The 13,921-nt window shown below is 65.7% G+C and carries 13 protein-coding genes, 1 tRNA gene and 1 pseudogene; 9 read left to right on the top strand and 6 right to left on the bottom strand.

Annotated features, from left to right (window positions below):
- Positions 1-12: 12 nt before the first annotated feature.
- Genes PYV00_RS05185 through PYV00_RS05175 form a run of 3 tightly spaced genes read left to right on the top strand, consistent with a single transcriptional unit; the run spans position 13 to position 2,456 of the window.
- Positions 13-1,200: a sulfotransferase family protein gene (locus PYV00_RS05185; RefSeq protein ID WP_275227208.1), complete on the top strand. Its 1,188-nt coding sequence runs from the start codon at positions 13-15 to the stop codon at positions 1,198-1,200.
- 4 nt (positions 1,201-1,204) lie between these two features.
- On the top strand, positions 1,205-1,708 hold the full coding sequence (locus PYV00_RS05180) for a VOC family protein (protein ID WP_275227207.1): 504 nt from the start codon (positions 1,205-1,207) through the stop codon (positions 1,706-1,708).
- A gap of 10 nt (positions 1,709-1,718) precedes the next feature.
- Positions 1,719-2,456, top strand: a complete 738-nt coding sequence (locus PYV00_RS05175; protein ID WP_275227206.1) for a Crp/Fnr family transcriptional regulator — start codon at positions 1,719-1,721, stop codon at positions 2,454-2,456.
- Positions 2,457-2,742: 286 nt separating this feature from the next.
- On the opposite strand, the gene PYV00_RS05170 is transcribed toward PYV00_RS05175, so the two are convergent.
- From PYV00_RS05170 to PYV00_RS05150, 5 genes are all read right to left on the bottom strand, one after another.
- Positions 2,743-3,981: a DUF418 domain-containing protein gene (locus PYV00_RS05170; protein ID WP_275227205.1), complete on the bottom strand. Its 1,239-nt coding sequence runs from the start codon at positions 3,979-3,981 to the stop codon at positions 2,743-2,745.
- A gap of 84 nt (positions 3,982-4,065) precedes the next feature.
- Entirely contained in the window at positions 4,066-4,467 is a 402-nt protein-coding gene (locus PYV00_RS05165; protein WP_275227204.1) for a GFA family protein, read from the bottom strand.
- A gap of 85 nt (positions 4,468-4,552) precedes the next feature.
- A complete protein-coding gene (locus PYV00_RS05160) occupies positions 4,553-5,362 on the bottom strand; it encodes an SDR family NAD(P)-dependent oxidoreductase (protein ID WP_275227203.1) in 810 nt (269 codons plus the stop codon).
- Positions 5,363-5,395: 33 nt separating this feature from the next.
- Positions 5,396-6,148, bottom strand: a complete 753-nt coding sequence (locus PYV00_RS05155) for an SDR family oxidoreductase (RefSeq protein ID WP_275227202.1) — start codon at positions 6,146-6,148, stop codon at positions 5,396-5,398.
- A gap of 155 nt (positions 6,149-6,303) precedes the next feature.
- Entirely contained in the window at positions 6,304-7,416 is a 1,113-nt protein-coding gene (locus PYV00_RS05150; protein WP_275227201.1) for a helix-turn-helix transcriptional regulator, read from the bottom strand.
- 127 nt (positions 7,417-7,543) lie between these two features.
- Between PYV00_RS05150 and PYV00_RS05145 the strand changes: the two genes are divergently transcribed.
- Genes PYV00_RS05145 through PYV00_RS05130 form a run of 4 tightly spaced genes read left to right on the top strand, consistent with a single transcriptional unit; the run spans position 7,544 to position 11,900 of the window.
- A complete protein-coding gene (locus PYV00_RS05145; protein WP_275227200.1) occupies positions 7,544-8,662 on the top strand; it encodes an LLM class flavin-dependent oxidoreductase in 1,119 nt (372 codons plus the stop codon).
- Between the two features lie 2 nt (positions 8,663-8,664).
- Complete coding sequence (locus PYV00_RS05140) at positions 8,665-9,846, top strand: sulfotransferase family protein (protein WP_275227199.1); 1,182 nt, start codon at positions 8,665-8,667, stop codon at positions 9,844-9,846.
- Between the two features lie 6 nt (positions 9,847-9,852).
- Positions 9,853-10,662: a sugar phosphate isomerase/epimerase family protein gene (locus tag PYV00_RS05135; protein WP_275227198.1), complete on the top strand. Its 810-nt coding sequence runs from the start codon at positions 9,853-9,855 to the stop codon at positions 10,660-10,662.
- Between the two features lie 2 nt (positions 10,663-10,664).
- Positions 10,665-11,900, top strand: a complete 1,236-nt coding sequence (locus tag PYV00_RS05130) for a hypothetical protein (protein WP_275227197.1) — start codon at positions 10,665-10,667, stop codon at positions 11,898-11,900.
- 246 nt (positions 11,901-12,146) lie between these two features.
- Here the strand turns inward: PYV00_RS05130 and PYV00_RS05125 are convergent, their stop codons facing one another.
- A complete protein-coding gene (locus tag PYV00_RS05125) occupies positions 12,147-12,320 on the bottom strand; it encodes a hypothetical protein (protein ID WP_275227196.1) in 174 nt (57 codons plus the stop codon).
- A 533-nt stretch (positions 12,321-12,853) separates the two neighbouring features.
- Between PYV00_RS05125 and PYV00_RS05120 the strand changes: the two genes are divergently transcribed.
- A tRNA-Thr gene (locus PYV00_RS05120) sits at positions 12,854-12,929 on the top strand.
- Positions 12,930-13,253: 324 nt separating this feature from the next.
- A pseudogene (locus PYV00_RS05115) lies at positions 13,254-13,582 on the top strand (IS21 family transposase); the annotation flags it as partial.
- Positions 13,583-13,921: the final 339 nt, after the last annotated feature.

The following is a 13,921-nucleotide window of genomic DNA, read 5'->3' as shown; positions in this document are numbered from 1 at the left end:
AGTCCCCCATTCATGACCAATCGGACGAACGAACAAGCGATGGGGGGTGATGGGATGACTGCCGACGACGTGATCGAAGCGGCCAGCAGGCAGACGGGGCTGACCGATATCGGCGATCCGGCGATCCGCGAAGGGCTGGAACTGCTGTGCCGGGCCTATGGGGAGGAAGCCCATTTCACCGCACGCGGCCTGGAGATGGCCAACGCCGATCTCGTCACCCAGATGGCCAACCGGATGAAAGTGGAAGACTGGCTATCGCGCCATCCCGAGCTGTTGGAACGGCCGGTGGAAAAGCCGCTGTTCGTCTTCGGCCTGCCGCGCACCGGCACGACCCTGCTGATCAACCTGCTGCACGCGGACCCGGCGCGGCGATCGTTCCTGCGCTGGGAGGCCTATGATCCGGTGCCGCCGCCCCGCCCCGGGGAACTGCACGCCGGGCCGCGATACCAGGCCATGCAGGACAAGACGCAGATGGCGCTCAAGTTCATGCCGCAGATCGCCGCGATCCACTATGAAGACGCGGACAGCCCCACCGAATGCCAGTTCGCCATGGCGCCTTCGTTCTGTGCGCAAGTCTATGAGGCGCAGGCCGATATCCCGAGCTATCGCGACTGGTTCCTGCACCGGGCGGATTACCGGCCCGCTTTCCGCTATCACAAGCGCCTGCTCCAGCTTCTCCAGGCCGAAGCGCCGGGCCGCTGGACGCTGAAGAACCCCTGGCACCCGCTGTTCCTTGACGCACTGACCGAAATCTATCCCGACGCGCAACTGGTGATGACGCATCGCGATCCGGCCGAAGTGCTCGGCTCGATCGGCAGCCTGATCAAGCATGTGCGGCAGGTCTATTCCGACAAGGTCGATCTCCACCGCATCGGCGAGACCTTTGTCGAGACCTTCCGCCTGATGATCGACCGGCAGCAGGCGTTCCGCGACAAGCACGGGCAGGACGCGATCCTGGACGTGCAATATGCCGATGTGATGCGCGATCCCATCACCGAGGTGCGGCGCATCTACCAGCGTTTCGACGAACCGCTCACGCCGCGGGCGCTAGCCGCGATGGACGCCTACCTGGCCGCCAACCCCAAGGGCAAGCACGGCAAGCACGACTATTCGCTGGAGGAATATGGCCTGACCCGGCAAGGCGTCCATGCCGCCTTCGCGGACTATATCGAACGCCATGCGATTCCGGTAAGGTCGTGATCCGATGCATATCGGCGATCGCTATGGCCAGCTCTTCCAGATGAGCTACATCACGCGCGACATGGACGCGGCGATCGCGCACGCGCGCGACCAGCTTGGCATCACCGGCTTCCGCCGATCGGAATCGACCATCGAGGTCATGTCCTTCGGCCAGAAGCGCACGCTTTCGGTAAAGGCGGCGATGGCAGATATCGGCGCCAACCAGTTCGAGATCATCCAGCCGGTCGCCGGCGCGACCGAGATCTATACCGACGAAGTCGATCTGGGCGGCCATATCCTCAATTTCCACCACGTCGCCATCGCGGTGGAAGGCGGCTATGACAACTGGGCGCGCCTGCTTGACGATGTCCGCGCCAGCGGCGACGAATTCGCGTTCCTGTTCCCGGCCGAGCCGGACCCGCAGGCGAAGGTCTGCTTCTGCTATGTCGATACGCGCCAGCGCATCGGCCACTATACCGAATACCTGTGGATGGACCCGGCGCTCGCGGGAGCCGCGCCGGCAAGCTAGGAGGCAAGCGATGTCAGGTTCAGCCCGTCTCGATGCGCTGCTCGGCCTGCTGCCGGCGCCGATCGGCGAAGCGCTGCTGCCGCACGCCCGGCTGGCGACGCTGCGATCGGGCCAGATCGTCATGGGCCACCAGGATGCGACCAACGAGGTCTTCGTGGTGATCGAGGGATCGCTGCGGATCGAGCTGGTTTCGCGCAACGGCCGCGAGATCATCCTCAACGATGCCGGGCCGGGCGATCTGGTGGGGGAATTCGCCGCGCTTGACGATCAGCCCCGTTCGGCCACCGTCACCGCCACCAGCAAGTCCACGCTGGCGCGCATTCCCGGCGCGGCGTTCAAGGAAGCGATGCTGGGCGATCCGCGCTGCGCCGACTGGCTGACCAAGCGGCTGGTGCGGCTGATGCGCGGCATGACCGAGCGGGTGTTCGAGCTGAACGCGCTGGCCGTGCGCAGCCGGCTGCATTGCGAGCTGCTGCGGCTCAGCCTTGATGCCGGGATCACCGGCAACAGCGCCCTGATCGCGCCTTCGCCCACGCATGTCGAGCTGGCCAACCGGATCGGCACTCACCGCGAGGCGGTGACGCGCGAGCTGCAATACCTGCAGAAGCAGGGCATCACCGTGAGCGAAGGCCGCAGGCTGAGTGTCGAGGACGTGACCCGGCTGGCCGAGATCGTGCGCGCCGCCGCGGGCGATGTCGAGCTGATCCAGCGCGCCAGCCAGGCCGGGATCGGCCGCGCACTCGATTAGGAGCATTCCCGCCCGCGCGATGTGGGAAATATCACATCGCGCGTGTGGTCTAGCCCACGGCGCGATGCCGGCGATTGCGCCACAAGCAGGTCGTCCGGCAAGCGAACCCCGCGAGCGAGCCGGACACGGGCCGGAAGGGGCGACGTTCGGGGGTGGCTTTCAACGAACGCGAAGTCTCCCTTTCCGGTCCGACATCACTCGCAAGACTTGTGGCGGCGGCCCGGCCAGTCGGCCTTCTCCAATCCTGGGGTCGCCGCCACTCTTTTGCCTGTGACGCCGCGCGGGATCAGGCCGCCAGCGGCGCCCCTTCGCCGGAAGGCGCGCCATAAGTCATGCGCCGCCAGAGCGCTTCCATCGGGCCCTGCCGGCGACGCGCCAGCCACCAGCGGGAAAGGAGAATCTGCCCGGCATAGAGCACCAGCGCGATGGCATAGACGAACAGGATCTCGATCCGCCCCATCATGCCCAGGCCGATCCCGTAGAAGATCAGATCGCCCACCACCGACTGCGTCAGGTAATTGGTCAGCGCCATGCGCCCGACCGGCGAGAGCAAGCCCAGCACCGCGCGGGCATGGGGCCAGGCCAGCAGGAACGCCGCGCCATAAGCCAGCCCTTGCGGCGCGGTACCGATCAGCGAGGACCACGATGCCTGCGAATGCGGCGGCAGATGCGCATAGGCCAGGTTCGCCGGCACGCCGATGACGAGGCCGCCGACCAGCACGATCCACAGCAGCCGCCGGTTCTCCAGCAATTGCCCGCGCAGGAGGTAGCGCCCGGCCAGCATCCCCAGCAGCATCGTGCCCAGCACTTTGGCGATGCGCCAGTTATCGAGCCGCTCGCCGTAGTTGTAGGCCCAGCCGGTCGACTGCCAGACGACGAATTCGTGCCAGCCGCCGTGCCCGACGAAGGCGATCGGCGCGATCTTGGCATTATCGATGCCTTGCGCGGCGGTGATCGCGCTGGCCAGCGCGAAAAGCGGCGCGCCCGGCTCGATCCCCGCCGCCGCGCACAAGGCGACGCCCGCTACCGGCACCCCGAACAGGAACGCCAGCGCCCAGACCAGCAAGGCCCGGTCGCTCGTCCGCCGGAACAGCGGCAACGCGAAGCCCAGCGCGGCATAAAGCGTCAGGATGTCGCCATCCCAGATCAGGAAGATGTGCAGGCAGCCGATCAGCAGCAGCGCCGCCATGCGCCGACGGAAGATGCGCAGCCCATCCGCGCCGCGCCGTTCCAGCCGATCGAGCTGCAAGGCGAAGCCGAGCCCGAACAGCAGCGAGAACAGCGTGTAGAACTTGCCGTCGAGCACGAAGTTGAAGAAGGCCGAGAAAGCCTGCAGATCGATCCGGCCCGCCAGCGCCTTCAGTTCCTCGGGGCTCGCGAAAGGCAGGCCCGCCCAATAGGGGAGATTGGCCAGCAGGATGCCGAACAGGGCGAAGCCGCGCAGCGCATCGAGCGCCTCGATCCGGTCCTTGCCCGGCGCCGGCCCCGCCGGTGCGGGCTCGCCCGCGGTCATAGCCCCTGTCACGCCCGCTGCCTCCCTGACGTTTCCGGCAAGGTTATGCCATGGATTGGCCGTTCGGCGTAACGAATCCCGCCGCGCGATCGCGCGTCAATCCCCGGCGGGATAGCGATCGAACTGGGGAAGCGCGTGCGCGTGCTCCATCCAGCCGATCCGCTCGGCCACTTGCACATGGATCTGCAGCGGGAAGACGTCAGGATCGTCCAGCGTCGCGGTCTGTACGTCGATCATGCCGGGAAAGACCGTTTCGTTGGTGTAGAACAGGCCGCTGCCGCATTCCGCGCAGAAATGCCGGCGGGCGTTCTCGGATGAGGCATAGGCTTTGGGTTCACCGCCGATCGTCACCGCATCGCGCGGGAACAGTGCCCAGGCAATCGCGGGCGCGCCGCTTGACCGGCGGCAATCGGTGCAATGGCACATCGCATGATAGGCGGGCTCGCCCGAAACCTCGAAGCGGATGGCGCCGCAGTGGCATTGTCCGGTGGCCGGCATGTTCGTTTCCCGCGATGGCTGCTTTGCGAATCGCGCTTACCGCCATCACGGGAACAAATCAAGAACTTCGGCGCGTGCCGGACAATCAGGTGCCGTCGGTGTTGACGCTGGCGATCCCCGGCCGCTCGGCGCCCATGCCCGAAAAGCCGATGCAGTAGCCACCATCGACCGGCAGGATCACGCCCGTGACATAAGCCGCCTCGTCGCTCGCGAGGAACAGCGCGGCATTGGCGATGTCTTTCGCAAGACCCCAGCGGCCCATCGGGATGCCCGCCAGCACCGGAAAGCTTTCCGGCGGCGTGTCATGCGTCTTCGAGGCTTCGACCAGGCCCGTCCACATCGTGCCCGGCGCGATCGCGTTGACGCGGATGTTCTGGTCCGAATAATCGAGCGCGGCGACTTTGGTGAGCTGGTTCACGCCCGCCTTGGCCGCGCCATAGACGCCGTGATGCTTCCAGCCGATCACGGCCGAGGCCGATGTCGTGTTCACGATCGCACCGCCGCCGGTCTTGAGCATCGAGATGATGCCGTGCTTCATGCCGAAGAACGCGCCCTTGAGATTGGTGGCGTGGACCTTGTCCCAGGTTTCGACCCACTGCGTGTGCAGCGGCGCCATCGGACCGCCGAAGCCGGCATTGTTGCACAGCACGTCGAGCCGGCCGAAGCGGTCCTCGGCGGTGGTGATCATCGCCTGCACTTGCGCCTCGTCGGAGACGTCGCACTGCACGCCCACCGCCTCGGTGCCGAGCGATGCGGCCACTTCGTCCTGCCTGCCCGAGATATCGGCGAGCACCAACCTGGCGCCCTCGGCACTGAACAGCTCGGCCATCGCCTTGCCCATGCCCGATGCGGCGCCGGTAATCACCGCGACTTTGCCTTGCAGCCTTCCAGCCATTGTGTCTTCTCCCTTGGTATCTGTCGGCTTTGTTCAGGCCGTGGTGTCGATGGTCGGACGGATCGAGATTTCCGAGATGTTCGTCCGGCGCGGCATCGACAGGATGAAAACGATCGCCTCGCCGATGTCGCGCGGCTTCACCGCGCCTTCCTTGCTGACGTGCTGCTGGATCGCGGTGCGCCAGTTGGGGTCCTTGATGCTGTCGCCCACCTCGGTCTCGGTCGCGCCGGGCATCAGCGTGCAGACGCGGATGTTCCGCCCGCCCAGTTCCTGGCGCATACCGTCGGTCATGAAATTGACCGCGTGCTTGCTGGCGGAATAGGCGCTGGTCATCGGCCCGCCCTTGCGGCCCGCCAGCGAGGAGATGGTGATGATATCGCCCACTCCCTGCTCCAGCATGTGCGGCACCGCTTCGGCGCAAGTATAGACCGTGCCCATCAGGTTGATGTCCATCACCTGGCGGTAAAGCTCGGTATCGCAGTTCTCGATGCCGCCCGCCTGCATCACTCCGGCCGAATTGACCAGGATGTCGATCCGCCCGAACGCGGCGACGGTTTCGGCGACGGCCTTGCGCGCGTCGGCCTCCACGCTCATGTCGCCGGGGATCGCCAGCGCCTTGCCGCCCAGCTCCTCGATCCTGGCGACGAGCCCCGCCAGGCGCTCGGCCCGGCGCGCCGACATCGCCACGGTGGCGCCCGCTTCAGCCAGGCACAGCGCCGCCGCCTCGCCGATCCCCGAGGATGCCCCGGTCACAAGCGCGACTTTGCCTTCGAGCGTTTTCGACATGCCTTGCCATCCTCCCGGTCATTCGCCCCATTGGCTTATGGGGCTTGCAAAAAGTATCCAATCGCTGGCCTGCCGGGGCCGCGCTGTCAATGGTCTTTGCTGAACAGGTGGTCAAATCACCTGCGCAAAGTATACCAATCACGCGCACGGCGTACTCACGCGATGGCCAGCACGCTGCGGTGGATGAACCGCACGAGGTCCGCCTGCCCGCGCGCGCCGGTCTTGGCATAGATCCGCTTCGAATAGGTCCGCGCCGATTCGACCGTCAGCCCCAGCTCGCCCGCAGCCTCGGTGATCGACATGCCCCGGCTCAGCGCCAGCGCCAGCCGCGCCTCGCTGGGCGCCAGGTCGAACAACTGGCCAAGCTGGTCGCAGCGATCGGCCGAGGACCAGTTGTCGGCATGGACGTAAGCGACGATCGCCGGGGTGGCCTGCGTCGTGCCCATGCGCTGCGCCGAAGGGACCAGCAGCAGGTCCAGCCAGGGCTCGCGGCTGAGCACGATCGCTTGCGGGCGCGCCTGCGGATTTTCCGCCAGCGCGCGGATCGCGCCCAGGATCTCGCGCCGCAGATCGGGATCGCGCGCGGTCAGCCGTCCGTCCTTGCCGCGCGCCAGCGTGCCCGACGTGGCGAGCAGGTCCGCGCCGTTGAGATCGGCGTCGAGGATGCGGCCACTTTCGTCCAGCGTCACCCAGCCAAAGCTCATCCGCCGCACCGCCTCGGTCGCGATGGCGGCGGTCATCCGCTCCCGCTCCAGCGCGACGAAGCCGCGCAGCGCGGCGCTGAGATAAGGCGCCAGATCGGCCAGCAACGCATCCACCTCGGCGGCGAAATCGCCCCGCGTGCGCGTGATCGTCACCCAGCCGCTGATCCCGCCCGGCTCGGCGAAGCGCATCATGCGCATCGTGTTCATCCCGCTCGGCACCAGCAGCGCGCGCAGGAAGGCGACATGATCGGGATCGTCGAACTGCAGCAACTCGGCCAGCGCATAGACCCGGCCTTCCGCCATCTGGTGATAGGGCATCGGATCGTGGCGATAGAGATTGTCGCGATAATGCTTGGAAACGCCGGGCGGCGAGGGCTGGCCGGAATAGAGGTGGATCACGCGCGCCTCGGGCGTGCCGAAAGGCAGCGGCCGGAACACGATGCTGGCATAATCGCCCCCCACCCGCGCGCGCAGGCGCGCCAGGAACGTGGCCCACGGCGGGTCTTCCACCGTGCCCGCGATCAGCGGTTCCAGAAGCAGGGCAGCATCCTCGCCCCGAAGCATCCTCTACCCCGTATCCTCTATCCCCAAATGGGAATTACCTTGCCCCCGCCACTACCGCACTACTGCGGCCCAGACAATGGCGCGCCGGCCCTTCCGCATGTCCGGCGCATCGGGAAGAGGACCGGCGATGAAAGTGCAACCCGCGGCGTTCCTGCGCACCACCCTGCCCTTGGGCATCGACATGGTCGGCGAATACGATTCGGGCCGCTACCATTCGATCTGGCTGCCCGATCACATGGTCAGCTTCTGGCCCGATTCGATCTGGACGCCCGAATTCACCGATCTGGCCAAGGCATCGCCCAGCCCGCACCGCCACCTGGACGGCATGGCGGTGAGCGCGGCCGCCGCCGTGCTGACGAAGAACACCCCGCTTGCCACCACGGTGATCGACACGGTGCGCCGCCACCCCTCGCTGCTGGCGCAATCGGCGCTGACCATCAGCCATCTGTCGAAAGGCCGCTTCATCCTGGGCCTGGGCTCGGGCGAGCTGGAAAACACCGTGCCTTACGGCTTCGATTTCCGAAAGCCGGTCAGCCGGCTGGAGGAATCGATCAAGGTGATCAAGCTGCTGTGGCATTCGGATGGCCCGGTGGATTTCGAGGGCGAGTTCTACAAGCTCGAACACGCGCGGATGGATACCGAATTCTACGATGGCAAGGCGCCGCCGATCTGGATGGGCGCGGCCGGCCCGCGTATGCTGGGTATCACCGGGCGCGAGGCCGACGGCTGGTGGCCGGCCGGCTCCTACACGCCCGAGGACTATGCCGCCAAGCTCAAGACCATCACCGACGCGGGCGAGGCGGTGGGGCGCGACATGGCGGGCTTCACGCCCGCGCTCACCCAGATCTGCCTGATCGGCGACGAGGGCGAGATCGACGAGATGCTGGAGCAGCCGATGGTCAAGTCGATCATCGCCATGCTCAATGCCAAGGATGTCGAACAGTTCGGCTATCAGCACCCGATGGGATCGAACTGGCGCGGGATCATGGATTTCGATCCGCACGTCTTGACGCGCGAACGGATGATCCGGTTCTGCGAGGAGCTCGACACGCGGATGATCCGCGATATCTTCCCGGTCGGCACGCCCAAACAGGTCGCCGCCAAGATCAAGGGCTTCGCCGATGCCGGGATGCGCGTCTACAAGCTGATGGAATATGGCGCGATGGGCGGCATCCGCTTCAGCGCCAATTCCGCCGCCAAGGTCCGCGAGACCGAGGACGAGATCCAGAAGCTGGTGGAGGGGTGAGCATGGCGACGATCGCCGAAGGCAAGCTGGACGCCGCAGCCCTGCTCGATCGCGCGAAGGGCGAAACCGGCCTGTCCGACTGGGCCGATGACGGCTTTGCCGAACGCTTTTGCCTGGCCGTGGCGCATATCAATTCGATCCCGATGGACGCGGCCGGGCGCGAGGCGGCGGCCCGGAACATCCACTGGCTGCTGACCGACCGGCTGCGGTTCTTCCAGGACCGCAAGGACTATCCGCTGGCCGACGAGGTGATCGAGCGGCCGATGTTCGCCAGTGGCGAGCCGCGTTCGGGCACCACGCTGATGCACGCGCTGATGTCGGTCGATCCCGATGCGCGGGCGCTGCGCTTCTGGGAAGTGATGCACCCCTCGCCGCCGCCGGGCACGGTGGCGGGCATCGATCCGCGCCTCGCGCTGGCCGACGAGGAATGGCGCGAGATCAATGCGAAAATGTGGAAATGGCTGCATTGCCACCCCTACAACGACATGCTGGGCGATGGCTTGCCCGAGGATGAGCGGACCTGGGCCTTCGACTTCCGGGTGATGACGCCCACCGCCTGGTGGCGCGTGCCGATGCAGAACCTGTCGATGGGCCTGCCGACCGATCCGACGGCGCAATACCGCATCCACAAGGCGATGCTGCAAGCCTTCCAGTACAACCGGCCGAAGAAGTACTGGGTACTCAAGGGCTTCCACACCATGCGCCTCAAGGAATTCTTCGATGCCTATCCCGACGCCACGCTGGTGTGGCTGCACCGCGATCCGGTGATGGTGGCGGCCAGTTCGACGATGATGATGGCCGACATCATGGAAGGCATCGTCGGCAAGATCGACCTTGTTGCCGAAGCCAGGATGCACCTGGAACGCGTGCGCTGGTCGATCGGCAATACCATGGCGAACCCGCTGACCGACGATCCGCGCATCCACCATGTGCGTTATAGGGACTTCGTGGCTGATCCGATCGGCACGCTGCGCGGCTACTACGCGTTCGCCGGCCGCGAATACACGCCGCGGGCCGAAGCGGCGATGCGCGATTACCTGGCCAACAACAAGGGCGACCGGCATGGCAAGTTCCATTACTCGACCAAGGTGCTGACCGACGCGGGTTATGACCTTGACGCGCTCTATGAGGAATTCCGCCCGTTCCGCGAACGCTTCGACGTGCCGATCGAGAAGCGGGACTAGGGCGCCATGCACGCGCGCGTCTGCCTGCATCAGGTGGGGTTCGTGGCCGAAGGCACCACCGCCTTCGTCGAATTCTGCCGTTCGACGGGCATCGGCCATATGACCATGGTCAACCCGCACCTGCTGGGCGAAGGCGTGCTGGCCGAGGCGCAGGCGGCGCTGGCGGCGGGCGGCCCGCGCGCGACCACGCTGAACCAGCCCTTCGCCCGCTTCCCCGACATCGAGCGGGACGAGGGCGAGGCGGCGCTGCGGCTGAACGAGGCGATCGAGGCGGCCGCCACGCTGGGCGCGCCGCAGCTCTACATCGTCACTGGCGGGCGCGGCGGGCTGGACTGGGAAGCGGCGGCGACGCGCCTCGCCGAACTGATCGCGCCCTGCCGCGATCTGGCCGCCGCACGCGGCGTGCGGCTGCTGGTCGAGAACGCCAACTGCTTCAATGCCGACATCCATATCGCCCACACCATCGACGATACCATCCGCCTGGCCGAACTGGCCGGGATCGGCGTGTGCATCGATCTGGGCGCGGGCTGGTTCGAAGGCGGGCTTCGGGAAAAGTTCGCCCGCGCCATGCCGCTGACCGGGCTGGTCCAGGTGAGCGACTATGTGCTGGGCGATCGCAGCACGCCCTGCCGCGCGGTGCCGGGCGACGGCTGCGTCCCGCTGGAACGCCAGATCGGCTGGCTGCTCGATGCCGGCTACGAAGGCGTGTTCGACCTTGAACTGGTCGGCCCGCGGATCGAGGCCGAAGGCGTGCGCGCCGCCTCCTCGCGCGCCGCCGAAACACTTTCCAACATGCTGACACGGCTGGGAGCCTGACGATGGCCTATGGCGACGGACCTGCCGACAACGATCTCAAGGCCGGGTGGGACCGCTTCTGCGACCGGCTCAGGGACGCGGGCGACAAAGCGTTCAAGCAGGCCAATCCGCCCGCGCCGATCCATCGCGCCGATGCCTATCGTTTCCTGACGCAGAACCTTGGGCAAGCCTTCGACCTGGCGCTGGAAACGAAGGACGCGGCCTATCCGCAGATCCATTACTTCACCACGCCGACGATGAAGCTGGGCGGCGACGTCTCCGATTTCACCTATCGGCAGGCGTGGATCTCGGGCGAGCACAGCTATCGCCTCACCGGCAAGCGCGGCACCGCGCGCTGGCTTAACCTCACCGTGCAAGGCCCCCGGCCCCAGACGATCCCCGGCACCGACTGGCCGAGCCTGCACGAACCGTTCGGCGACATTCCCGAGCGCAACATCCTCGGCCATCAGCTCCAGACCGATGCCGATGGGAATTTCGAACTGTTCATCGGCGGCGGGGAGCGCCCCGGCAACTGGCTGCCGACGACGCCGGGCAGCCGCAAGCTATTCATCCGCGAAGCCTTCGACACCTGGGGCGAGACGCCTACCACGCTCACGATCGAGCGTATCGGCATGGATACCCCGCGCCCCCTGCCCGGCCCGGACCGGATGATCGAGGCGATGGACTGGGCCGGCGATTTCGTGACCGGCCTGATGCGCGACTGGCCCGAGCATTCCTGGCTGACCTCGCGCGGGGTGTGCGATCCCGACCAGCGCAACCAGTTCCCCGCCGACAAGTCCGCCAACACCGCCGACGACACCAGGCGCGGACGCATGGCCGCGCACATGATCTGGCGGCTCCAGCCCGACGAGGCGCTGATCGTCGAGATGGACTGGCACGATGGCTTCTGGATCTTCGGCATGGGCGGGGTCTTCGTCGGCTCGATGGATTTCCTCCACCGCCCGACCAGCTACACGCCGGCCCGCACGGTCGTCGATGCGGACAAGGTCGTGCGCCTGGTCATCGCCCATGACGATCCCGGCGTGCACAACTGGCTGGATTCCCAAGGATTCTCCGACGGCAATCTGACCTATCGCAACCTGATGAGCCAGAACCCGGCGACCTTCCGCACCCGGCTGGTCAAGCGCGCCGACGTGCTCGCCCATCTGCCCGCCGACACCGCGATGGTGAGCCCGGAGGAACGCGCCACGATGCTGCTCGAACGCTATCGCGCGATCAAGCTGCGCTTCGGGATTTAGGCGGCGTGGACGAAATCCACGCAGGCGGACGGCCGGCTTCCGGGGATAGCCAAAGCATGTCCACATTCTTTTTCCCGTCACCCCGGCCTTGAGCCCAGGTCCAGCTCCTTTCTCCCGATCGGGGAAGCGAGAACGGCGGAACCCCGTCTCAAAGCAGAGGCGACGAGTGAATGTAAGGAACTGCTAATCACCGCATCGCGTGGCACCCGAATTTGTCCACGCCGCCTCACGAGCACGAACACCCCCCTACCCGTCCTGGCCCTCGGTCGCGCGCGCCTGCGCCAGCACGACTTCCAGATGGGCGCGCACGGTTTCCGGCAAACGCGAGAGGTCGATCGGAAAGCCGTGCACCAGCATATTCTGCAAGCCTCCGATCTGGTGATTGGCAAAGGCCATCTGCATCGCCTGGCGGCGACCCATGGCATCCTGAAGCCTTGATGAGCTTGAGCGTGGAGCGATCGGTCCGCGCGATCTCCCCCGCCAGCTCGAGGGCACGCGCCTCCAGCGCCGCACGCGGCACCACTTCGTTGACCATGCCCGCCGCAGCCGCCGCATGGGCTGATAGCCAGCCGTCGGTGAACAGGAACTGCTTGGCCCGCCGCATGCCCGGCTCGAACGGATGGGCGAAGAACTCGACGCCGGGCACGCTCATGTCGGAGCCGGTGTTGTCGGGAAGCCGCGCATCGTCGGCCGCAACGATCGCCCCCCCGCGCCAGCACGATCCGCGCGACCAGCGGCACCGGCATCTCATAGCGCACCTGGCTGAATTCGCCCGCCTCGCCCATGCGCCGTCCCCTCCCCCGGCTTCGCCCGATGACGCCCCCCCGCCACCATATCGCGCGCGCACCAGGCGGCAACGCGGTTACCCGCCTCGCCCATGCGCAAAGCCCCTTGCACCAACCGCCCACCCCCGGTAAACGCCGCCCCCTGTCCGGGGCCCAGGCCCAAGGCACGCCGCAGTAGCTCAGCTGGTAGAGCACGACATTCGTAATGTTGGGGTCGGGGGTTCGAGTCCCTTCTGCGGCACCACCTTCTCAAAACCATTTTCGCAAGAAAAACCGCTGGTTAACGGCTGGAAGGTCATTGGCTTTAGGGGGCGATTGTTGCTTTCTGAAAGGTCTTTGACCCACTCCCGGCGGCGATCAGGGTGGAAGCGCTTTCAGTTTATCTTTTTGCATCAGTCACTTGAGGATACTATCAATCACCAAACGACCCAGCAATGGCCAGTAGAACCCTAGCTTGTTGATTTCCGCTGAGAGCTGACCCGGGAGGCTCCAAAGTTTCCACTGAGAAGTGACCCATGTTCTGAGCTTCCCCCTGGCATTTGCGTCGGGGGATCAAGGAGTGATCGACATGGCGTTATTGAGCGTAATCCGGCGCTGGCATTTCAGCGCAGGAAGCCGATCCGGGAGATTGAGCGACGCACCGGACTGTCGCGCAATACGATCCGCAAGTACCTGCGCGCGGGCACCGTGGAGCCGAAGTTCAGGGTTCCCGAGCGGCCGAGCAAGCTGGACCCGTTCGCCGAGAAGCTGTCGGCATGGCTGCGGATTGAGACGGGTCGATCGCGCAGGCAGCGCCGCACGGCCAGGCAGATGCATGCCGATCTGGTTGCGCTGGGCTATGACGGATCCTACAACCGCGTCGCCGCCTTTGTCTGCACCTGGAAGGCCGAGCGGCAGCGCGATGCCAGAAGAGAACTTATAAGTTTCGTTCAAGAAATTTATTCAGAAATATAAGTCAATTCATTTCTATGAAACATACCCTCATAAATCACTTCACTGGAGAAGAATTAGGAGGTTTTGAGTCCTCTCGCGCGTCATCCTGAAACTTTAACAAAATAACCAAGCTATTACTTTCGTCCACCATTGTCCACTGCAATTTGCACGCTTCCGAAGGATGGGGTCTTGCGCATCCCCTGCGATGCAGCAATCCAATCCACCGCACTTCAAACTGTGACGTGCTCGCCTGATTGTTACCATTCAGAGGTAGAGTCTCGCTCCTTCATGCTGGTTGTTTGC

The sequence above is a fragment of the Novosphingobium album (ex Liu et al. 2023) genome (assembly GCF_029076845.1).
Classification (GTDB): domain Bacteria; phylum Pseudomonadota; class Alphaproteobacteria; order Sphingomonadales; family Sphingomonadaceae; genus Novosphingobium.
Note: the sequence above shows the minus strand (reverse complement) of the source record. Positions and strands in the feature narration are given on the sequence as shown.